Source organism: Allobosea sp. 05T438, assembly GCF_056396025.1.
Genome location: NZ_JBFTKQ010000022.1, coordinates 1 through 20,831, shown reverse-complemented (window position 1 = coordinate 20,831; position 20,831 = coordinate 1). Strand labels below are relative to the sequence as shown.

19 protein-coding genes and 4 pseudogenes are annotated in these 20,831 nt (G+C 61.5%); 11 read left to right on the top strand and 12 right to left on the bottom strand.

Going from position 1 to position 20,831, the window contains the following annotated elements; genetic code table 11:
* Nucleotides 1-12: 12 nt before the first annotated feature.
* Nucleotides 13-528 (bottom strand): MarR family winged helix-turn-helix transcriptional regulator, encoded by a 516-nt coding sequence (locus AC1DIN_RS26060; RefSeq protein WP_476811843.1) that lies wholly within the window; start codon nucleotides 526-528, stop codon nucleotides 13-15.
* A 146-nt stretch (nucleotides 529-674) separates the two neighbouring features.
* Here AC1DIN_RS26060 and AC1DIN_RS26055 point away from each other — a divergent pair, with 146 nt between their 5' ends.
* A complete protein-coding gene (locus AC1DIN_RS26055; protein WP_476811842.1) occupies nucleotides 675-1,433 on the top strand; it encodes an alpha/beta hydrolase in 759 nt (252 codons plus the stop codon).
* 178 nt (nucleotides 1,434-1,611) lie between these two features.
* On the opposite strand, the pseudogene AC1DIN_RS26050 reads toward AC1DIN_RS26055, so the two are convergent.
* Nucleotides 1,612-1,890, bottom strand: a pseudogene (locus AC1DIN_RS26050) (YggS family pyridoxal phosphate-dependent enzyme); the annotation flags it as partial.
* A 3-nt stretch (nucleotides 1,891-1,893) separates the two neighbouring features.
* On the opposite strand from AC1DIN_RS26050, the pseudogene AC1DIN_RS26045 reads away from it, so the two are divergent.
* Nucleotides 1,894-2,730 (top strand): annotated as a pseudogene (locus tag AC1DIN_RS26045) (ISNCY family transposase); the annotation flags it as partial.
* Between the two features lie 160 nt (nucleotides 2,731-2,890).
* Nucleotides 2,891-3,112 carry a hypothetical protein gene (locus tag AC1DIN_RS26040; protein ID WP_476766050.1) on the top strand — a complete coding sequence of 74 codons (222 nt, stop codon included), beginning with the start codon at nucleotides 2,891-2,893 and terminating at the stop codon, nucleotides 3,110-3,112.
* A 1,851-nt stretch (nucleotides 3,113-4,963) separates the two neighbouring features.
* Here AC1DIN_RS26040 and AC1DIN_RS26035 read toward each other — a convergent pair.
* Nucleotides 4,964-5,209, bottom strand: coding sequence for a hypothetical protein (locus AC1DIN_RS26035; protein ID WP_476811841.1), 246 nt, complete (start codon nucleotides 5,207-5,209; stop codon nucleotides 4,964-4,966).
* A gap of 266 nt (nucleotides 5,210-5,475) precedes the next feature.
* Here AC1DIN_RS26035 and AC1DIN_RS26030 point away from each other — a divergent pair, with 266 nt between their 5' ends.
* The 6 genes and pseudogenes from AC1DIN_RS26030 (at nucleotide 5,476) to AC1DIN_RS26005 (ending at nucleotide 9,182) form a co-directional block, all read left to right on the top strand.
* Nucleotides 5,476-5,601, top strand: a complete 126-nt coding sequence (locus AC1DIN_RS26030) for a hypothetical protein (protein ID WP_476811840.1) — start codon at nucleotides 5,476-5,478, stop codon at nucleotides 5,599-5,601.
* 35 nt (nucleotides 5,602-5,636) lie between these two features.
* A pseudogene (locus AC1DIN_RS26025) lies at nucleotides 5,637-5,942 on the top strand (YggS family pyridoxal phosphate-dependent enzyme); the annotation flags it as partial.
* Between the two features lie 214 nt (nucleotides 5,943-6,156).
* Nucleotides 6,157-6,834, top strand: coding sequence for a FadR/GntR family transcriptional regulator (locus AC1DIN_RS26020; protein ID WP_476811839.1), 678 nt, complete (start codon nucleotides 6,157-6,159; stop codon nucleotides 6,832-6,834).
* Complete coding sequence (locus tag AC1DIN_RS26015; protein WP_476811838.1) at nucleotides 6,831-8,033, top strand: CynX/NimT family MFS transporter; 1,203 nt, start codon at nucleotides 6,831-6,833, stop codon at nucleotides 8,031-8,033. The genes AC1DIN_RS26020 and AC1DIN_RS26015 overlap by 4 nt, the downstream gene beginning before the upstream one ends.
* A 538-nt stretch (nucleotides 8,034-8,571) precedes the next feature.
* Entirely contained in the window at nucleotides 8,572-8,850 is a 279-nt protein-coding gene (locus AC1DIN_RS26010) for a type II toxin-antitoxin system Phd/YefM family antitoxin (protein ID WP_476811868.1), read from the top strand.
* Nucleotides 8,847-9,182 (top strand): type II toxin-antitoxin system RelE/ParE family toxin, encoded by a 336-nt coding sequence (locus AC1DIN_RS26005; RefSeq protein ID WP_476811837.1) that lies wholly within the window; start codon nucleotides 8,847-8,849, stop codon nucleotides 9,180-9,182. Before AC1DIN_RS26010 ends, AC1DIN_RS26005 begins: the two co-directional genes overlap by 4 nt.
* A 281-nt stretch (nucleotides 9,183-9,463) precedes the next feature.
* Here AC1DIN_RS26005 and AC1DIN_RS26000 read toward each other — a convergent pair whose 3' ends face one another.
* From AC1DIN_RS26000 to AC1DIN_RS25990, 3 genes are all read right to left on the bottom strand, one after another.
* Entirely contained in the window at nucleotides 9,464-10,720 is a 1,257-nt protein-coding gene (locus AC1DIN_RS26000; protein ID WP_476811836.1) for a phospholipase D-like domain-containing protein, read from the bottom strand.
* Nucleotides 10,721-10,810: 90 nt separating this feature from the next.
* Nucleotides 10,811-12,736, bottom strand: coding sequence for an AI-2E family transporter (locus tag AC1DIN_RS25995; RefSeq protein WP_476811835.1), 1,926 nt, complete (start codon nucleotides 12,734-12,736; stop codon nucleotides 10,811-10,813).
* Between the two features lie 67 nt (nucleotides 12,737-12,803).
* Complete coding sequence (locus AC1DIN_RS25990) at nucleotides 12,804-14,390, bottom strand: OpgD/OpgG family glucan biosynthesis protein (protein WP_476811834.1); 1,587 nt, start codon at nucleotides 14,388-14,390, stop codon at nucleotides 12,804-12,806.
* 1,150 nt (nucleotides 14,391-15,540) lie between these two features.
* On the opposite strand from AC1DIN_RS25990, the gene AC1DIN_RS25985 reads away from it, so the two are divergent.
* Both AC1DIN_RS25985 and AC1DIN_RS25980 read left to right on the top strand, forming a co-directional pair.
* On the top strand, nucleotides 15,541-15,912 hold the full coding sequence (locus tag AC1DIN_RS25985) for a hypothetical protein (RefSeq protein ID WP_441473991.1): 372 nt from the start codon (nucleotides 15,541-15,543) through the stop codon (nucleotides 15,910-15,912).
* Nucleotides 15,909-16,442 carry an RES family NAD+ phosphorylase gene (locus AC1DIN_RS25980; RefSeq protein WP_476811833.1) on the top strand — a complete coding sequence of 178 codons (534 nt, stop codon included), beginning with the start codon at nucleotides 15,909-15,911 and terminating at the stop codon, nucleotides 16,440-16,442. Before AC1DIN_RS25985 ends, AC1DIN_RS25980 begins: the two co-directional genes overlap by 4 nt.
* A gap of 18 nt (nucleotides 16,443-16,460) precedes the next feature.
* On the opposite strand, the gene AC1DIN_RS25975 is transcribed toward AC1DIN_RS25980, so the two are convergent.
* From AC1DIN_RS25975 to AC1DIN_RS25950, 6 genes and pseudogenes are all read right to left on the bottom strand, one after another.
* Nucleotides 16,461-16,607 (bottom strand): hypothetical protein, encoded by a 147-nt coding sequence (locus tag AC1DIN_RS25975; protein ID WP_441473989.1) that lies wholly within the window; start codon nucleotides 16,605-16,607, stop codon nucleotides 16,461-16,463.
* Nucleotides 16,608-17,452: 845 nt separating this feature from the next.
* Entirely contained in the window at nucleotides 17,453-17,689 is a 237-nt protein-coding gene (locus AC1DIN_RS25970; protein ID WP_476811867.1) for a GCG_CRPN prefix-to-repeats domain-containing protein, read from the bottom strand.
* 246 nt (nucleotides 17,690-17,935) lie between these two features.
* Nucleotides 17,936-18,877: an HlyD family secretion protein gene (locus AC1DIN_RS25965; protein WP_476811832.1), complete on the bottom strand. Its 942-nt coding sequence runs from the start codon at nucleotides 18,875-18,877 to the stop codon at nucleotides 17,936-17,938.
* Nucleotides 18,874-19,134, bottom strand: coding sequence for a DUF3302 domain-containing protein (locus AC1DIN_RS25960; RefSeq protein WP_441473994.1), 261 nt, complete (start codon nucleotides 19,132-19,134; stop codon nucleotides 18,874-18,876). The genes AC1DIN_RS25965 and AC1DIN_RS25960 overlap by 4 nt, the downstream gene beginning before the upstream one ends.
* A 279-nt stretch (nucleotides 19,135-19,413) precedes the next feature.
* Entirely contained in the window at nucleotides 19,414-19,761 is a 348-nt protein-coding gene (locus tag AC1DIN_RS25955; protein ID WP_441473995.1) for an HdeA/HdeB family chaperone, read from the bottom strand.
* Nucleotides 19,762-19,901: 140 nt separating this feature from the next.
* Nucleotides 19,902-20,831: pseudogene (locus AC1DIN_RS25950) on the bottom strand (arylsulfatase); the annotation flags it as partial.

The window sequence follows — 20,831 nt, the reverse complement described above, 5'->3', positions numbered from 1 at the left end:
GCCAACCCGGTTTCACTCAGTAGCGTCGGCTTTTGTGGGGTCGTCCGGGCTCACGGCGTTCCGCATGCCCCGTCTCAGCGCCTGGACAAGCTGGTTGAGTTCGATCATCTGGGGCACTTCGAAACCGGAATGGCGCAATAGCGCGTCGGTGAGGCAGCCGGTTTGGGGATGGAGCTTCCTACCCTTCTCGGTAAGATGCACCTCGACCAGGCGCTCGTCCGTGGTACTGCGCCGGCGACTAAGAAATCCTGCCGCCTCCAGTCGCTTGACGGCGGGCGTGATCGTGCTCGGCTCCAGCGCGAGCCGTTCAGCGATGGCCCCGATCGTCAGCCCGTCCTTTTCCCAAAGCGTGCTTAGGGCGAGATACTGCGTATAGGTCACGCCGAGCCCGTCGAGCATCGGCTTGTAGACCCGCTGGATCGCCAGCGAGGCCGAATAGATTGAGAAACAGAGCTGGCCGTCGAGCGGCAAGGTCGGCCCCGCAGGCGCAGGCGCAGGCGCGGCGGAAGGCTTCTGGGCGTCGGTCATAACGGTCTCCGGAATCGGCTGGCGGGTCGATGTCGAGAAAAACAATATCGCGATAAAGAAAGCGCTTTACAAGCCCCGAGGGGGTGAGTATGAATTGATTATCGCAATAATGATTGTCGCGCCCAAGTTAACCCAAGGAGCCCGCCATGACCAAGTCCATCCTCGCCGCTGCCGCCCTTGCTCTCTCCGCCACCGTCTCCGCCATCCCGGCCCAAGCCGCCCCCGCCGTCAAGAACGTCGTCCTCGTCCATGGCGGCTTCGTCGACGGTTCCGGCTGGCAGGGTGTCTACAATGCCCTCAAGGCCAAGGGCTACAACGTCACCATCGTCCAGAACCCGACTACCTCGCTTGCCGACGACGTCGCCTTCACCAAGCGCGCCATTGCGCAGCAGGACGGCCCGGTCGTGCTCGTCGGCCATTCCTATGGCGGCGTCGTGGTCAGCGAGGCCGGCACCGATCCTAAGGTGAAGTCGGTGGTCTATATCGCCGCCTTCGCGGCCGATGCCGGCGAGTCCGTGATGTCGCTGATCGCCAACCCGCCCGCAGGCGCGCCCGTCCCGCCGATCCTGCCGCCGGTCGAGGGCTTCCTCATGCTCGACAAGGCGAAGTTCGCCGCCTCCTTCGCCGCCGATGTCGACGCCAGGACCGCCGCCTTCATGGCCGACTCGCAGGTGCCGTGGAACGTCGCGGCTGCCGGCGGCACCGTCACCAGCCCGGCCTGGAAGGTCAAGCCGAGCTATTATCTCGTCGCCACCGACGACCACATGATTCCGCCCCCCGCCCAGCGCCAGATGGCCAAGCGCGCCGGTGCGACCGTAGCTGAGACCAAGGGCAGCCATGCCGTTTACGTCTCCAAGCCCAAGGTCGTCGCGGAGTTCATCGAACAAGCCGCTAACCAGAAGTGACGCGGGAGGTACATCCCATCCGATCCATCGGATGCAACGATCGCGCGGGCCCGAAAGGACCCGCTTTCGTGTGCGTGCTACGAAAGGGGATCGCGCCTTTGAAGGTGAGCGGCTGCGATGGGAGGATGACGCTTACCCCGACTGGCATCGTGCCAGAAACGCGACTGCACCGGTCAAGTCAGCGTGAAAACAGGCCCGGCCAATAGTACCCGTCCGGGGTAGGCCGCTTGCCGAAGATGGCCTGGCCGACGCGGACGACGGTGGCGCCTTCCTCGATCACTTCCTCGAAATCTCCGGTCATGCCCATCGACAATTCGGTCAAGCCGGGATGGAGCCTCATCGCTTCGTCGCGCAATGATCGCAGCAGGACGAAGCAGGGCCGCACCTTGGCCATATCGGTGCTGAACAGCGCCAGCGTCATCAGGCCACGCGGCCTCAGGCGCGGAAACCGATGCAGCGTTTCGAGGACCGCGGCCCACAATGCACCTTGCTCGTCTTCATCGACGATGCGACCAGCCGGCTGATGCACCTGCAGTTTGTCACGGCGGAGTCGACCTTCGACTATTTTGCTGCGACGCGGAGCTATCTGCAGCGCCACGGCAAGCCGGTGGCGTTCTACTGGGACAAGCACGCGACATTCCGGGTCAACAAGGTCGGCGCGACCGGYGGCAACGGCATGACGCGGTTCGGCCGGGCGCTGGACCAACTCAACATCGACATCATCTGCGCCAACGTTCCGCAGGCCAAAGGCCGGGTCGAGCGCGCCAATGGCACGCTGCAGGATCGGCTGGTGAAGGAACTGCGGCTTGAAGGAATCTCTTCGATCGAGGCGGGCAACGCCTTCCTGCGGGGCTTCATGGAGTACTTCAACCGGCGCTTCGCCAAGGTTCCCTTCGACGACAAGGATCTACACCGCCCGCTAGCCAGCAACGACGACATCGACGAGGCCTTCGCCGGGAAGGAGGAACGCACGGTCTCGCAGAGCCTGACACTGCAATACGACAAGATGCTGTTCATCCTCGAGCCAACGTCGGTGACATGTCCCCTCGCCCGTCAACGTGTCACGATCTACGACTATCCGGATGGTCGGTTTGCGATCCGGCACCAGGGCCTCGACCTGCCCTATCGAACTTTCGACAAGGTCCAGCAGGTCGATCAGGCCGCGATCGTCGAGAACAAGCGGCTAGGTGCGACGCTGGCCTACATTGCCGAGCGCCAGAAGGAACTCAATATGTCGCGCAGCGGCCGCGCGCCGCGACGGCAGGGTCAGGGCAAAAGCATCTTCAAGGCAGGTTAGCGAAGCGATGCAGCCGGGTGGCCGGCAATGTCTTAGATGAGTCGGGAGCCGACGTTCCCGGCCTGGCCTCCGAAAGGGGGCGGCTTAAGATTTGACATTGCCATGTCGTACCAGCGCGCTAATTTTCCCCGTCCGGTATTTCCTTACGGAGGTGGGATCTATGCCGTTCTCATCGCTTAGTGACCCCGTTGATCTCGCCCGGGCGCAGGGGGCCTTGGATTCCGCTTGGGACGAAGTCAGATCGATCATTCCCCACGCGTGTGAGGAGCAGGAGCGCATCCGGCTGGCCTACATCGTGGCGGCCTTGGTGCATGTCGCCGAAGACGAAGATGACCTGACACGACGGGCCATCGAGCGATACCGGCAATCTGCCGCCGCATGATATCGGCCCCGTCAGCTCAGGCTGGCGGGGTCTTTATTGCTCCACGCCGCACAACACAGCAAAGTCCGCAGGTTCTCGCAAGGGACCTATTGGCGCCCCGATCAGCCATCATCATCTTCGTCGTCCTGCCAGCGACGATTATAATAGCGGCGCCTCCGCTCCCTCTCCCATTCCCGCTCACGATTGTAGCGATCCCTAAGGTAGCGGTCGTAGCGGTCCCTGCGGTCGTTCCACTCACGGGAGGGAGGCTCGGAGGGCACGTAGTACTGCGCATACACAGTCCCCGCCGCCACCGCGCTCGTAAGGGTTCCGCCTATCAGGGCACTCAGGAAACCTCGCCGGTTCATGGTTGCTCCCCTTGGATTCGTCACGGTGCTGGCCAAAGTGGCCTCCGGGAGATGAACGGCCGATGGATGAAGCGGTTCCGCGCCGCCGCTGTAAGGCCCATGCGAAACCCACTCGCGCTGGCTACCTCAGCGGCCACCGCCGCGCCGAGCGCGAGCGCACCATCCACCAATCCATCCCGCAGATGGCCAAAATGTCCCGCTGTGTGCCACCCCAGGCTCCACCTCAGAGACCACCAGCCCACGTGCTCGAATATTGTGTTGCCTCTGCCTGTTAGAGCACGCCCCTTCCGGCATTCCCCATCTCTTCATCGATTAGATGAAAGGCCCGGTCTCGCCTCGGCGGGGCCGGGCTATTTTCTGGTGTCGCGGCGTGTCAGATAGCTATCAGCGAAGAGCCAGGGGCAGCACCACAACCGCGGCTAGAACAACCACGATAGCCGCCCGGATCAAAACGCCGTGGATGCGGGCCATTGAGGCCTCTGAGGTATTGGGCGCACGCATGACAAGCCCTCCTAAGACCGAGCTTTGCTGATCTGTGACGGCAGTGCAACTTTCTGGCCCCACTCTGACAGCATCCGTCCCACGCTGTGATGGCGCGGTCACAGTTAGCGTTCATGGGACGTCGTGGAGGCGCTGACTAGTTCGCCATGTGCAGGTAGCAGGTTCAGCCGAGGTTAGCTTTCGAAGTGCCGAACGTGTCGCAAGCTGGAACTTCTTTAACGAGAAACAGTTCTTGGCCTGCGGCAGTCGTAAGCTCGCCGGACTGCCAAATGCCGTGTCCTCGCTGGAGGATGACGATGCCGTACCTGACAAAAAACCGCACATTCCCGGCCGCAGAACTTATCGAAACTCCCGAACAGTTCCGCGAGGCTCTTGAGCGCTTGCGGTTCCTTGAATGCGAGGCTGAAGACTCTCCCAGAGGGCGCGAGAGGGCAGAGCTTGAGCTCAGTATCAGTCGCTATCTCGCAGGCTGCGAGCATCGAGTTCGCTAGGCGCGCGCGGCGGGCGATGACGTTTTTGCGTTGGTAACAGGGCCGAGATCGAGCGCGATGTGAGGGCGCTAGATCGCGCGCGAACGGTAATCAATTGATCGCGCAGAGGCTCGCCGCTAGGACGCTGATACTTTCCGCCTGCCGCGCGCCCGCTTCGGTGGGGGCAAGGCCTTTCATTTCGGAACTAACGTCGCTAGGTCGCGTTTCCAAGCCGGATTTCAGAGAAGTGCTCGATCTCAGGCCGAGCAATGGGCTGGAGGCCCAAGTGAGCCCCGCCACCCCATGGCGGGGTTTGCCGCTTCAGATGCATCGCAAATTAACATCTGCGCAGCTCAAAGGGCGTTGGGACTAGGTTTTTCGCCGTCTGGCCTGCTGCCGGTTTCGGGGGCACCGAGGTTAGGTGTTTCATGAAGCCGGAGGTGGCGTCTGCAGCGAAGCGAACAGCAGCGCTGCGTCTTGGTTGCCGCCGGCAGATGCTTTGCCAGTCAGCATGCCGGTCAAGGCAGACAGAGCTATATCACGCCTTCGATAAGCCCGAGATTATGGGCCTCATTGGCTTCTATGTACCAATTTTCCGGCGCCAGCCTCAGCACCTGCTCCATGGTCACCGCCGAGCCGGCGATGAGATTCTGGAACCCCTCGTTCTGGATCTGGATCGAATGCTCGATCTCGTTCAGCTTGGCTTTCAGATTGGCGATGCACATGGTCAAGGGGCAATCGAGGATGACATTGGCCTGGAGCTTGCGCTCGTGGATCATGAGCCGTACCGCGCGTCAGATAGCGGTTCGGGCGAGCGAAGAAGCTCATTAAGGTCGCGCCGGCGTAGTAAATGGCGGTCTTGCCGAGGAAGACGAAGCGCCGGCCCGGTTCCTGCTCGCTGTGAAACCGAACGTCCTCGCCGATCATCCGCGCCACTTCGGGATCGCCTCCCAGGGCGGCAGTGGCGGGAAAAACAGCCTCCGTACGGAAGCCTTTTCAAGGCGGACCCGGCTGGCCGCGCATTTTCACGTTGGAACGAGTCGTCATGGGCGCGGCGATCCTCGCACTCTTCGTGCTCGTGGTTTTCCCGCTGTGCTTCCTGCTGATCGGCAGCGTCTGGAGCAATGGGTGCTTCACGCTCGAATACTTCGCCGAGGCGCCTCGAAGGTGATGGTTCTAATAATGTTCTCATTCTTGAGGGCGCAACGCTTCCTCGACGTCTTTGTGCAGGTCAACACGTCGGGCGAGGACAGCAAATTCGCGCTGCATCCGGATGCGCTCCTGCCCTTCGTCGAGATTCTCGGACAGTTTCCGCGCCTACGACCGCGCGGCCTGATGACATTGGCGCTCTTCAGCACCGACATGGCCAAGGTGCGGCCCTGCTTCGTCCTGCTGCGATCGTTGCGCAACGAAGCGGCCAGGCTCCATCCCGGCCTGACCGAATTGTCGATGGGCATGACCGGAGATTTCGAGGAAGCGATCGAGGAAGACGCGACGGTCGTTCGCGTCGGCTAGGCCATCTTCGGCAAACGTCCCACCTCGGACGGACACTATTGGCCCGGCCTGTTTTCGCGCTGACGTGACGGATGTAGTCGGGCTATCGCGCGATTGCCGGTGGGGTCTCCCGGAGCAGGCTTCGCACTCGCGCTGCGTCGAGCCGCCCAGTTTTGACGTAGCAGGCACGATGCGGTATTCGCCAAGTCATCTAGTGATTTGGTGAATTTGCATGCGTGCGCTGACCAGGCCGAGCCTGGCCGAAACGGCCGTCGAAGCGATCCGTGGCGAAATCCTCGCTCGGCGATGGGAAATCGGTGAGAAATTGCCGAACGAGGCGGCCTTGTCGACCGCGCTTGCGGTCAGCCGCGGCACCGTGCGCGAGGCCGTGCGGGTCCTCGCGTCGCAGGGCATCCTCGAAACCCGGCAGGGTTCCGGCACCTATGTGCTGTCGACGACCGGAACGAGCCTGTCGCTCGCCACGGCGAAGCGAGCCGGTCTTCGAGAGCAGTTCGAGGCGCGGCTGGCGCTCGATGTCGAGGCGGCGCGCCTGGCGGCATTGCGCTGTTCCCCTGTCGATGTGGAGCGGCTTCGTACGCTCCTGGCGGAACGCGGAGAGTATGCCGGTGGTGAGAAGGCCGCTTTCGTCGCCCGCGACTTCGCCTTCCACCGGGCGGTGATCGCGGCATCCCGCAACAGCGTGCTGACGGGACTGTACGATTTCTCCTCGCGGCTGATCGCGGAAACGATCGCGGCGACGCTGGAAGACGATCTGCCCGAGCCGGACATGGCGGCGCATCGCGCAATCGTGGACGCCATCGAAGCCGGCGATCCCGACCGAGCTGACGCGGCCGTGCGTCGCTTCATGGCGCCCGTTCTGGCTGCACTCGACAAGGCGCTGCTGTCATGAGCCAGCCAGCCGCCATTGCCTCGGGCACGACCTCGACCGCGCTTTCGCGATTTCTCCTCGGCGCCAGCCTGGTGCTCATCGCGTTCAATCTGCGGCCAGTGTTCTCCAGCGCTTCGACCATGCTGCCGGAGATCAGCAGCACGCTGGGCCTTTCCTCGCTGGGAGCCAGCGTCCTGACGACGCTTCCCGTGGTCTGTCTCGGGTTGTTCTCGCCCTTGGCGCCGCGCCTGTCGCGCTGGATCGGCACGGAGCGGACCCTGCTCGTGGCCGTGCTACTGCTCGCTTGCGGCACAGCACTGCGCGGCTTTGCATCGATTCCGCTGCTTTTCCTGGGCACGGCCCTTGCCGGAGCATGCATCGCCATCGGCAACGTGCTGCTTCCGGGTGTCGTGAAGCGGGACTTCCCCGATCGAGCGGCGCTGATGACGGGCTGGTACACGATGGCGCTCTGTGCGGGGGCGGCCGGCGCTGCCGGCCTGACCTTGCCCCTCAAACAGTCGCTCCAGTTGTCGCTGGGCGGGGCGCTCGCGTCCTGGGCGCTTCCTGCCTTGGTGGCGGGCCTGCTCTGGCTGCCCCAGGTGCTTTCGAGMCGCTTCCAGGTCACGGGGGCTCGGCCGAACGTGCAGGGCTTGTGGCGGAACAGGCTGGCCTGGCACGTCACCTTGTTCATGGGGCTGCAGTCGGCGCTAGCCTATTGCGTCTTCGGCTGGCTGGTGCCGATCCTGCGCGAACGCGGCCTGGACGGCGTCACGGCCGGGGCGATCGTCTCCGTGTCGGTGATGATGCAGGCAGCTGCCTGCCTGATCGCGCCGCATATCGCCGTGCGCGGCCGGGACCAGCGGGCCATCAACGTCGCGCTCAGCGGATTGGCCGTCGTGGCTCTCCTCGGTCTCCTGTTCGCGCCGCTCTGGTCGATCTGGTTCTGGGCGGTGCTGCAAGGCGTCGGGCAGGGCGGCCTGATCGCCGTGGCACTGACGTTGATCGTCCTGCGCGCTCACGACGCGCATGTCGCGGCCCAGCTTTCCAGCATGGCGCAATGCGTCGGTTATCTGCTGGCCGCCATCGGCCCGCTCGTCGTCGGCCTGATCCATGGCTGGGCCGGCAGCTTCGCCTGGAGCGCGGTGCTCTTCGTGCTTCTGGGGGTGGGCACCGCAGTCAATGGCTGGTTTGCCGGCCGGGCCGTTCATGTCGAACCGTAATGGCGCGGCTTTGATGGGAGCGTTCGTGCGAAAGCCGGGCTCTGATCGAACCCGGCCTGTCTGATCGATGCGGCGGTGCGAGCTTGCCGACCGCGCCGTTCACTTCTGGCTAGCGGCGTGTTCGATGAATTCCGCGACGACCTTGGGCTTTGAGACGTAAACGGCGTGGCTGCCCTTGGTCTCGATGACGGTTGAACCGGCGCGCTTGGCCATCTGGCGCTGGGCCGGAGGCGGGAATATGGGCCGCTTCGTGACGAACAGGTTCGTGCGCCTCCTGGGCTGGAGTGCAACGCTGGTAATGGCAGCCGCGGCAGCGTCGATGGTCTTTCACTGACAGTGACGTATCGGAACCGCCCAAGCACAGAGCTCAACGCGAGCGCGCGCTGGATCTCATCCGCCGAGCCTCGCCCCTCATGGCGGGTATCCGATACGTTCGTCTCGCTCAATGGTCGGCTTCGTTAGAGGCTGCTGCCTAGGCAGTTTGCACCGCGCTGACGCCTGGACTATATTCGGGCCGAATTTAGTTCGCGAGGTCGCTTTGCGGTATTCTGCCCAAGTCAAGCCGATCAGTTATCTGAAGGCCAACGCAGCGGAAATCCTCCTCAACCTCGCCGAAAGGCGAGAGCCTCTGGTGATCACGCAGAATGGCGAGGCCAAGGCGGTGCTGCAGGATGTTGCCTCCTTTGAGCAGACGCAAGAGACGCTCGCGCTGTTGAAGCTGCTGGCCCTCGGAAATCAGGACGTCGAGGCAGGCAAGACCAAGCCAGCTCGCGCTGTCGTCGAAAGAATGCGCGGAAAAGCGGCCGATCGCAGGTGAAGGAGGGCGGCTTTGAGGTCGAGCTGACGCAAGGCGCGGAGGACGATCTCGAAGCCATTCACGCCTACCTTGCTCAGCACCGTTCGATGGAAGCGGCCGAGTCGTTGCTCGATGCATTCATCGAGAAGATCTCCACACTGGAGCGTTACCCGGAACGGGGCAGCTTTCCCAAGGAGCTTGAGGCGTTAGGTGTTCGGGAATTCCGGCAGATTCTGCTCGATCCGTATCGCCTAATCTACCGCGTCATTGGCAGTAGAGTCGTCATCTTCGTCATCGCCAATGGCCGCCGCGACATGCAGGCTTTGCTTGAACGCCGGCTACTTGGCCGGTGATCACAGGCCTGCTCCGCAGGTTCTCGACCGCTGTTGCGCTGAGCGCGAACGGACGAACCTTTAAGTGCGCTGACGTCGTCCGCCGAAGCGACGGACGAGTTGGAGCGGGGGCGGTGCAGTATCTCGCCCCGTAAACGACCACGTACAACTATAAATCGAGCTTCACCGCGCGATTATATGGAGAAAACGACGGCCAATCGGGCTACACGGCAGCGATCCGAACATCGCGGCGTCAGCGTTGCGGGTCAGTCATCGCGATGAAACCAGTTTTTGTTCGGTGGTCAAATCTGCGACCGAGCGAGACTGGATACCCAGTCCGAGACCTTTTCGCTGGCCGAGCGGTTTTGCCAATCCGAAAAACTGTAGGGCCGAGAGGCTGCCGCATCCTTCTCGAACAGGGCCATTTGGGTGCTGGCAAATTTCTGATCGAACAGATTGATGTTGGCTTCGTCGTTAAGTCGTAAGGCGCGGTCGTCGATGTTCGTCGAGCCCACCGAGGTCCAGATATCGTCTACGATCACCAGCTTGCAGTGGAAKAACGTGGGCTGATACTCGCTGATCTTCACGCCTGCCTGAAGCAGCTCCCCCCACAGATGCCGGGACGCCTTTCTGACAATGCGCGCGTCGGTCTGGGGGCCGGGGACAATGATCTGAATGTCGACGCCACGCTTGCGAGCCTCAAGAAGTTGCTGGCGCGTCAGTTCGTCGGGAACGAAGTAGGGTGTAGCGATGCGGATGTTTTTCTGCGCGGCGGCGAGCGCGGTCATCAGCATCAGATGCATGACATTGCGCTGGAGGTTCGAACTGATCACGACCTGAGTGGCGCTATCACCCGCCGGCCCAATCTCGGGGAAGAAACGATCGCCGAGCAGCAGTTCGCCGGTCGCCTCGATCCAGTGCTCCGCGAACGCCGCCTGGAACTCCGCTGCAGCCGGCCCTTCCACGCGGTAGTGATTGTCACGCCATTCGTTTGGCGAGCGCGCGTCGCCGTTCCACTCATCGGCGATGCCGACACCACCGGTGAAGCCCACGCGCCCATCGACGATTAGCAGTTTCCGATGGGTTCGGTTGTTCACCCGATCGATCGTGTACCAGGCGACCGGACGGAACCGCACGACCTCGACGCCCGCATCCTGCATCCGCTTGATCAGCCGCTCGTCCATCGGGAGGCTGCCCGCCCAGTCGAGCAGCACCTTCACGCTCAGCCCCTCCCGGGCCTTGATCGAGAGCGCATCGGCGAACTCCTCGGCGATAGCGCCACGCCAATAGATGTAGGTCTCGAAACTGATCGTCTGCCGCGCCTCGCGGATGGCGCGCAGCATCGAAGGGAAAATCTGTACACCGTTTACGAGCGTCTCCACTTGGTTCCCGGGCACATAGTTCGACCCGAAAAGCGCGCCCATGGACGTCTTGAGCTGGCGATCCGACGAGGCCAGATTATGCGGAAGCGGTTGCCTTAGCTCCTGCGGCTCCGGCAGCAGGTTGCCTACCAGGAGGCAGCCCGCGACGCCAAGGGCGGCCGAGAATAATCCGATCATGAAGGGATGTCGTTGGAGGTTCATTGCCAACTTAGAAATAGGGGCTTGCGGCTGTGGAGAGGATCCGGCGTGAGTATCTTCGGTCTCCGATCATGCCGAGTCCCCTTTCTCCGCAAATTTCAGACAGACCCGGCAGATGCTTCGAAAGGAAGTTTCCACTTCGTCAGCAAGCAAGGGGCCCTGGATATCCGCCAGGGAACTGGAGACTTCCGACAGCTGCCCAAAGACGAGGATCGCCATCGGCACGCGGCGACGAAGGCGCCTCAGGGCATACTTCACGTGAGCAGCATTGTGCGGGCCGATATAGCAAAGACAGATCAGAGCCGGGCCTCGCTCGGCAAGGCGCTCCATTCCGGTGGTCGACAGCGTGGTCGGCGGTAACGCATCCGCCGCCAATCCATGCTTTTCCAAGATCTGGCTCAGCATCAGCGCGGCCGCCTCATCGAGCTGCGATCGCGCGCCTATGCAGACCACGCGATCTCGGCCCCGAAACCTCTCGCTCAGCTCAGCCTCGGCGAGCACCGGCAGATCGGAGGTGCCTTCGCTTTCGTTGGTCTGTTCAACGGCAGCCTCGGACTCGGGATCCGTCGTTGCTGCGCCGAGCGAGGGGCGGCCGTCGTCACGGTCGGACAAATCCTCGACGACCTCGCGGATCGTCGCGAGGATTTGGTTTCGCCGAGGTGCATCGAGAACACCGCGCGCCTCATCCGCAGCGGCGAGCCGCAAACCTTCGAGCGCGACCTCGTCGTAATAGGCGGATAGGGAGCGTTCCTTCAGTACTTCCTCGGCCTTGTCGGCTGCCTCCGCGGGATCTCCCGCGAGAATCCGCTGATAGAATATCTCCGCAGCCGAAAGTGGAGGTCGATCCCCCAGCATGACGTCCAGAAATTCGAGTCTTTCGACGTGCCGACCGAGAACTACGAGGCACACAGTCAAAGGTGTCGCCAAGACCAGCCCGATGGGGCCCCATAGCCAGGTCCAGAATGTCGCGGCGACCACAATGGCGACAGGCGATAGCCCGGTAGAGCGGCCATAGGCCAACGGCTCGATCACATGCCCGGCAAGCGGTTCTGCGATCACGAACAAACCGGCTGTCAATGCGAGCATCATCCAACCGGGATCGACCGATGCGGCGATCACCATCGGAAAGACGGCTGACAGCACCGCCCCGAGATAAGGTATGAACCGCAGGATTGCGGCCAGGATGCCCCAAAGCAGCGCGCTGGGAACGCCAATGGCCCAGAGACCGCAACCAATCACCACTCCGAAGCCGGCGTTGACGATGAGCTGCGTGAGGAATAGGCGGCTGAGACGTCTGGCCGCATCATCGAACGCAGCCGTTGTCTTCTGCAGGTCGTAAGTGCCGGTCAAACGGATGAACCGGTTTCGAAGATCTTCGCGCTTTAGCAGGATGAAAACCACGAAGATCAGCACGATACCCGTCGTAGTCAGAGGATGGATCAGCGGCGACAGAAACGCCTGCAGCGTTTCGATCGCGCCAGGTTTCGGTTGATGGACTTCAACCGGTATCGGGCGTCCCTCTCGCGCAAAGCCGGGCGTTTCACTCGGAGCATGAGGCTCTGCCTTGGGGCGGTCGAGTTCTTTGCCCAAGTCTTGCAGGATATCCGCAGCGCGGCTCAAAACCCCGCTCCCGGCCTCCGAACCCTTCAACGCGGCAATCTTGGCCCGCATGGTGCTCTGATAGGTTGGCAGCTCACTTGCCAATTGTGTCGCCTGTCCAATCATAGCCATCGCCAAGGCAGCCAACGTCGCGAATGCAATCAGGACAACCGTAAAAACCGCCAGTGCTCGCGGCACACGTAGCTTCTGCAGTCCTTTGACCAGCGGCGCCAACACGAAGCTGAGCAGGATTGCGAGTGCCCCGGGGACGAAAACCTCACGCCCGAAATATAGCGCGGCAACAATGAAAGCTCCGAGGGCCGCATTCGCGACGCCGTCGATAGGTGATCTTACCGCTGGACTCGCGACAGTGGATGAAGCCTCGATCGCGGGCATCTTTCGGTTTCCTTCAATCTTGACGCCGGCGTTAATCCGTCGACGGAAGATCGGCCGTCGTCGGAAGTCATTTCTTTGACGGCTGGGGCCGGGTGGAATCGCCGGACGGAACGGACCAGGTCGCCGTCCACGTCTCGCTCAGGGTTCGATTTCGCGCTCTAAGAAACATGCGAAGCTCGGCCGACTGACCGTCGGGGAGCGTCGCATCGACGGTGGCGCGCACGCCTTTCAAGGGGGCATTGAACGCGAGGATCTTGGACGAGATCGTGCCGCTTGTTGTGGTCGCGACCAGCTCCAGGCGATCAAGCTCGCTTTGGTAATAGGCGAGATCGCCACCGGCGAAATCGACGATGAAGCGCTTGGTGCCGTTCCAGTCGACGACGCCGTCTTCGATGTCCGAGCCGTTGAAGGTCTGTTGCACCTGCGCGTAGGGATGCAGGTGCCAGGTCGTCGAGTTCGCCGAGATTCGGTAGCGGAACTCCGCCGCTTTTCCGGGGGGCAACGGCGCGTTCGGGGTCCAGCACGCGACGATGTTGTCGAACGCCTCGTTCACCGTCGGGATTTCAATCAGGTCGATCCGGCCCTCGCCCCAGTCGCCCTGAGGCTGAACCCAGTAGCCCGGCCTGGCATCGTAGCGTGCTTCGAGATCCTGATAGCTGCCGAAGTTACGGTCGCGTTGCATCAAACCGAAGCCGCGCGGGTTCTTGTCGCTGAAGCTCGATATGCGCAGCGCCTTAGGATTTCGAATGGGTCGCCAGATCCATTCTCCGCTGCCGGACTGCATCATTAGCCCGTCCGAATCATGGATTTCCGGCCGGAAATCTGCCCGCTGACCGAGATCGCCTTCACCGGCCTGAAACATTGACGTTAGCGGTGCGATGCCGATCCGCTCGATCTCCTTGCGCGGGAAGATCGTCGCGGTGACGTCCATATAGGTGTCGCGGCCCGGGCTGACGGCGTAGCGATAGGCTCCGGCGACCGACGGAGAGTCTAGCAGGGCGTAGATGACGAGCTCGGTCGTGTCGCGCGACGGCTCCTCCACCCAGAGCGCCCGCATGAATGGGAACTCCTCGGGCTGCTTGCCTCCGACATCCAAAGCCAGCGAACGCGCCGAAAGCCCGTAGCGATGTCCTCGCCCGATCAACCGGAAATAGCTCGCGCCCAGGAACGAAATGACCTCGTCCTGCACCTTCGGGCTGTTCAGGTTGGTCGTTACGGCGAAACCCGCGAAGCCCAGCGCCGGCGAGAGGCCTTTCGGGACGGGGACCTTGCCGTATTCGAAGAGGCCGGTCGTGAAAGGGATCGGGATCGCGTTGCCGTGGTTGATGATGTGAACTTGGACTGGCTTGTCGTGCAGAAAGCCGAGATGGAAGGGCAGCAGGCGGAAATCCGACCCGCCATCGCGCCAAAACGCCTTGTCCCGGCGAAATCGGATTTCGCGATAGCCGTCATAGGTCAGCTTCGACAGTTCGGCTGGAATTTTGGCGCTTTCGGCATCGAAAGGCTGCTTTGCTAAGGCCGTCGCCCGCTCGATGACATCCTTATAGTCGAAGCTCTTCGCTGGGCCTGCGGGCGCCTGAGCCTGGGCGCGGCTCGCAAGCAGGCAGGTGCTGGAGAGCAGAGCGAGAATCGCACGGCGAGACGGTTCGTACAATGCTGCCCCCAAGCCGAAGAACCGCTGCCGATCTGGCTTCGGTCGAGCAGATTTAGAACGCCGGTAAAGTGTCGGGGTTCCCGCATCATCGGTAACGGCACCATCAACTGGATTTCACGTCGTCGTGCCGGCCAACAAAGTCATAGCAAGCTTCCAGCAGGTGGTCTGTTGGCAATCGGAGCCTCAAGGGGCCACGAAGCGAAAAATCGAGCACGTCCCTATCACCCAAAAATCCTATGAGGACTCATGCGCGCGCGACACACTGTTAATCGAGGGCCTTCACTGCTTTGGGGCGAAATGGGACGATATTCGAAGAATTGGCGGCGCTTCGTGCCGCATCTAGATTGTCAAATGCGTTCCGAATGGAATCTCTCAGACGTAGATCTTCTTCCTTTTCGCCGATTGCGCAAAGGAATGCACTTTTCAAGAAAACCATACATTGGTCATAGCTCGAAGTGAGATTTTCGCGACTTAGATCTGACCTCATGGTGGCCCCACGCAACTAAAAGTGGTTCAAGACGGGCCGGCGTAGTCGTAGCAGGGAAGAGAAGCATAAAATATAGGCCGATGGCCCGTCAAAAGACATGACCTACGTCAAATCGGATGTCTATTTTTCGACGGTTTTAGTGGGGTTGCCAGCATTCGGGCCCGCAAAGTAAACGCCAAACTCATGGCGCCAACGGTGGTAGTTAACCTCTGTCACGCCGATTGACGAGGGTCTACTGAAAGCACCCACGAAGATATAAGGAATCGATCAACCGCCCGTAGCTGTTCCCTGCGCCGACACCGCCCCCCGGAATCGACACCTTGCCGGTACGCGGGAAATTTCCGCTGCTTTTGGTCGCATCGCTTTGAGAGAGGTCGATCCGCTTCGAACCATAGCTCGAACGGTTAGGGCCGACTGACCCCATGTCCTAAATGTGCCGCGTTAGAGATGCAGTTGACGCTCGTGGCCGGCGAACGCGAGCGTATGGGAGTTCCGCTCTACAACGATGCGAGTTATCGCGAGGCGTTCACGCGCTCGCGTCACGGTGACGAAACTCACATCGCCGAGACGGGGACATGGCACGGGGGGGCAGCTTTGTCATTGCTTGAAAAGTGCGCATACTGTGCATAGATTGTGCGGGTGCTCTTTTGCCAGGAGAAACCCATGTCTGCGCTCGCGCTGCCCGACGTGCTGGAGTCGGTGCATCAGCCCGGAACCTCTGATCTTTCGGCGCCCGGCGTTGCCGGCCTGTTTGGTCTTCAGCTCCAGGATCTCGCCGCGATCGCGGCAGTTCACCGCAACACGATCCGGACACATCCCAATACGCCCAAACTGCAGGCGGTTCTCCGTGATCTGATGCGGGTTCTGTCCGCTGCATCTACAGTGCAGCCCAACCAGGATCGGGCGCTTTTTCTTATCAAGAACGCTCCGATTCCAGCCTTCCGACATAAGACAATCTTGCAGTTAGTCGCGGAAGGACGAACCAATGATGCAATCGACTACCTCGAGTCCGTGAGCTCGGGGTATGTCGGGTGATCCTCAAGGATTTTCCGGCCGGCACGTTGCTGTTCCGGGCTCACACACCGGAGTGGGCTAGCCGGCCAACAAGTGGCGCTGGGGCCGCGCTCAAGGGCGGCCGCTTCAATCGGGAGGGTGTCGAGGCGCTCTATATGTCGCTCGACGAAGCGACGGCGTTGCGGGAGTACCAGCAGACGTCTCCCTTCCTGCCGCCTTGCACGATCTGTTCCTACACCGTGTCGTTGCAGAAACTCGTCGATCTCCGACAACTGAGCCACGGGGAACCGTGGGATGATCTCTGGCATAGCTGGCAGGAAGATTGGCGACACCTGAAGTTCGACCTGCATATCGAGCCTCCGACGTGGGTGCTCGGTGATCTGGTTCTGGGCGCTGGCCACACGGGCATTATCTTTCCGAGCGTGGCCAATCCAGGCGGCGTCAATGTCGTCGTTTTCAACGAGCAGCTGAAGGGCGACAGCAAGGTCGAGGTGAACGATCCGGACGGAAAATTGCCCGATGACAGATCCAGTTGGCACAATCGGCCCTGAGAGCTTGAGCGGTCATCCCTAAAAGGCGTGTTCCCGCTCGTACTCTTCCATGGCGTTGATGAGCTCGACCAGTTCCTTTTCTTCAAGGCTATCTTCGATCGCGTCCGTCAGTTCCTGGACCCTATCCCAAGCTCGCTCGAAGGCATGGGAGTCGGCAATTTCCATTGGGATCTCCCTTGGAAAGCCAGCTGGGATCGTGTTGGTGCGCACTGGCGTCGCTGTGCCGTGCGCGATCCACATATCTTCGGAGGCAATCCGCCTCGATCAAAGACAGGAACGGATTCAACAGGCCTTCCGGGCCTTGACCGGTCGGAATGTCTTAGGACGCGTGTCTCGTGGCTTCCTCGATCTCGGTCAATCCGTCTGGCGTGTCGTTAGCCTCACTGCCCTCGTCATGCACCTTGGTCTGATGGCTCACACGCCGCCCGGTCTGAACCGAATCCGCCGCTAGAGGGCTTTCTTGCGGTGTAGTCAGGAGCCTATCATCGTCGAGGCGGGCCGGACTTTCCTTTTGCATTTGCATGACTGCACTCCTGCCAAGCATTGAAGCTGGAGCGGGGCAAGATGTTCCCCGCCTTAAAACAAAGTGCGGAAATGCAAACTCGAACGCGGTTTCGGAAATCCAGTCGTGCACGCCTGTCAACGGGCCGCCGGATTCTCAGCAAACGGCACTTGCCAACCTCATGGACGGGTTATCGAGCACGCCGCCGCCGGCTAGCACCAACCGGCTCTCCTAACCGTCGATACCAAGCCGTGCTTTCCCGACGATCAGTTCGATCGACGTACCCGCTTGGACCCAGTGCGCGCGCCTCCAGAGAACGAGAACTCAGGGCGATCAGTCACCCCGGACCAACCTGATCGTTCCGCTCGGCCTGGCGGCCCGGGCATCTCCGGAGCTATCTGCCGGGTCTGCTTTATGCTTCTCGGCTGCGAGCCCTTATTGCCCTGATCGAACGGGTGATGCGGTCCCGTCGGATTCGGAGACCTCGGATACTCGGGCGCCGCAGGGCTTAACGGATCACAATTGGCCGTCGATCAATGACGACGGGACGCGGCCGAACGACTGGCCGAGGAGCGACCACAACAGGCCGGGGAGCGACAACAACGGGGCGCGGTGCAACGACGACGCTCCCGCCGCCTCGGACGCAGCCGCCGAGAGGCCCGCGATAGAAGCCGACACCGCATCCGCCCGCGACCTTTGTGACGTCGTATGTCCTTGTCTGCGACAGGGCGGATGACGTCGGCATGGCCTGCGCCCCAAACGATGTCAGGGCGAGGAACGTGACGCTCATCGAGGCCATAACAATTCTCACGAGCATTCTGGTCGCTTCCTATTCCATTTCGAAATATAATCAGGCTGCCGAGCAGCCAAATTGGCTCAAGGTGTCTCTCCCCTGAATAGCGGAAAACAACACCGGGATTGCTCCTGCCGAACAATTGAGGGCAGGACCTGACGCGCCTCTGACTGGGGCAACCGGAAGAACAAACCTTCTTCAAAATGGGTTAATATAATTGGTGATCGCGACCTGACGCAGCAGCACCCTACGGATCAGATGCGTCGGCTTGACCTGATCCGTGAAGATCGCAGCCTCGCCTGTGCTCCCGGCAGGCAGCGACCCGGCAAAGGTTTCATCGTCAAGCTTGACGCGCACGACGAAGGGCGCTGATGCGATTGCCTTTGGCGCAACGGCTACGCCGGAAACCTGAACCTGGCCTGTGGCAATCGCCTGCACGAGGCTCTCGACCTTGCCTGTTAGTACCCTGCCCGGGAACATCTTGAAGGTGAGTTCGACTTGCTGGCCGGGAGCGAGATAGCGTGCGTCGATCTGAGCGATTTCCACACCGATGGCCGTCTCGGAGGTGTCGATGAAGGCCATCACCGGCGCCAGCGGGAGATTCGCGACACGAGCTCCCTTTCGCAGCGCGACATTGGTGACGTAGCCGTCGGTGGGCGCGCGAACCACGGTTTTGTCGAGGTTCCACTGGGCCGCCGCGAGTTGAGCTTTCAGCTGTTCGACCTCGGCCTGGCGCTGCTCGACGTCGAAGGCGCGTCCCGTGCCGTGCGTCTGCAACTGGGTCATCTCGGCCAACCTCGTCTCCTGAAACTTGAGCTGCGCGGCGAGGGCATCGACCTGTGACTGGAACGGAACCGGATCGATCCGGAACAGCACGTCGCCCGCCTTGAGCGGCTGGTTCGGCCGGACCGGCACGTCGACGACCTCACCCGCGACATCAGGCACGATGGCTACCGAATTCCGGACGACCAGCGCCGCCCCTTGCGGAGCGCCCCAGTTCATCGGCACGAACAGGCCGACCAGCAAGAGCACGAAGACAACGGCCGGCGAGACCTTCCAGAACAGGTTGAAGCGAATGATCCCGAGCTTCACCAGGATGAAGAGCAGGGCGAGATAGACATTGAGGAGAACCAGGATCACGGCGCAGTCGCCTCACCGCCCGAGCCGAGGCGCGGCTTGGCCGGCCAATCGACAAAAGCCCAGATCAGGACGGCTGGCCACAGCACGAAGCCGAGGATGAATGTTACCCATCCGCCTGCGGCGACAGCCTCGACCCAGGGATGGTTGCGCTTCCGGGCTATCATGCCCGGAAGCATGGCGAGGAAGACCACGACGGCGATCATGCTGAAGACCAGCACGACCAGTACGATCCATGCGAAGATGTCAAGAAGGGACATGACTGTTTCATCCTATGGGAACGCTTTCGGAGACAGTCACTTGCAGCTCCGAAGCGCAGAAAGAAGTAATCCGGACGAGGAGATGCGCCCCTGTGATGAATTCGGCATTCACGAAGGCTCCCATCAGAGCCGACGCGGGGCCAACGGATCGGAGAGCCGAAGAGCGGCAAATGAACCTTGGCGAAACGCATTGGGAGGCGTCGGCCCTGCGAGGAAACGCAGTCGAATGACTCATGAAGGACGGTCCGTGCCCGAGTCTGCCAGACACGGACCGTCGCCTCATTCGGCGCGGCGAGCTTTTTCGGCCTTCAAAAGTACATCGATAGCTTTGATGATCGTCGATCCTTGATTCGCCTTGCAATAGACGATCAGCTCATGGACGCCTTCTTTGACCCTGGGCAGATTGACGGAAGACTTCTTCCCGAGTCCGTTATACCAGCCGCTGTACCAGATGCCGAGAAAGTTCGCGTCTTCCTGGAACGTTCCGGCGAGCTGTCCGCAGGTCAGTTTCTGGACATTGATGTAGCCATTCTTATCGGCATAGGCGCTCAGTTCCGTTTGGGCCTGAGCCGGGATCAACGGCATCACGGCCGCGGCAACAAGAACAAGAGCAAGTCGTTTCAACATGAAGTTTCCCTTTTTTTCAATTCGGCAGTGCATTCGACCGACACGTGCCCCCTCCGGCTCGAAGGAGAGACGTTTCCACGCCGTCGAAATTAAGAAGGAGGCGGCGAGGATCGTGCTCGCCGCCTCCGGTTGGTCGGCGCTCAGTCCAGGTAATCGACCGTCAGATGCCGAATCTTGCCGTTGAAGGCGAAGGGCTTGCGGTCGAAATACGCAAGTGAGACGGGGGAATAGCTGTCCCGGCCAACGTCGAAGGCATCATTGGCGGTAAAGCTACCCGATGCCGAGCGTGGGACACGGCCCTTGCTGACTTCCTTGCCGTCGACGCGGATGACGATGTCGAGAGACGCGGGGCGGGCGCCGCTGGCCTTACGCGTTGTTTCGACCTCGATCTTGACCTTCCCGGTCGGGAGCGGTGCGGTCGTCTCCAGCCGCGTCCGATCGATCTCGAACAGGTTGTACTCGTAGTTGAGCTTCCCTTCCTCGACCCACAGTGCGATGCCGCCCGAGACGGCACCAAGCGCGTAGAGCACGCCTTTCGAGCCAGGCTGCAAATCCGCATCGATGGTGACGAGGTTGCTGCGTGATCCGAGCTTCGGCGCGGTAAACTCGGGGACGCCGACGACCTCCTGCGTGAAGCTGAACGACTTGGCGGGGTTGGACGGAGCATCCTCCGGGTGGAAGATCGCGGACCATAGCGCGCCGCCGACCGGATAGACCTTATTATCTTTCGCGCTCAGCTCGAAAGCCTTCTTCAGCTCGTCGAGCTTGCCGGGATGAGCGGCGGCGACGTCCTTCGCCTGCGAGAAATCCTTGTTGAGCTCGTAGAGCTCCCAGACATCGTTCTTCGGCGACCATGTCATGATCGAGGGATCGACGCCCGCTTGCCAGGGTACGCGCGGCCCGAATGCCGAAGCGATCCAGCCGTCCTTGTAGTAAGAGCGGCTGCCCATGACCTCGAAATACTGCTCCTTCTTGCGATCCGGCTCAGTCGGGGACGCGAAGGAATAGGTCATGCTGGTGCCGTCGAGCTGATCCTGGCTGACGCCATCGACGAGCTTGGGCGGCGTGAT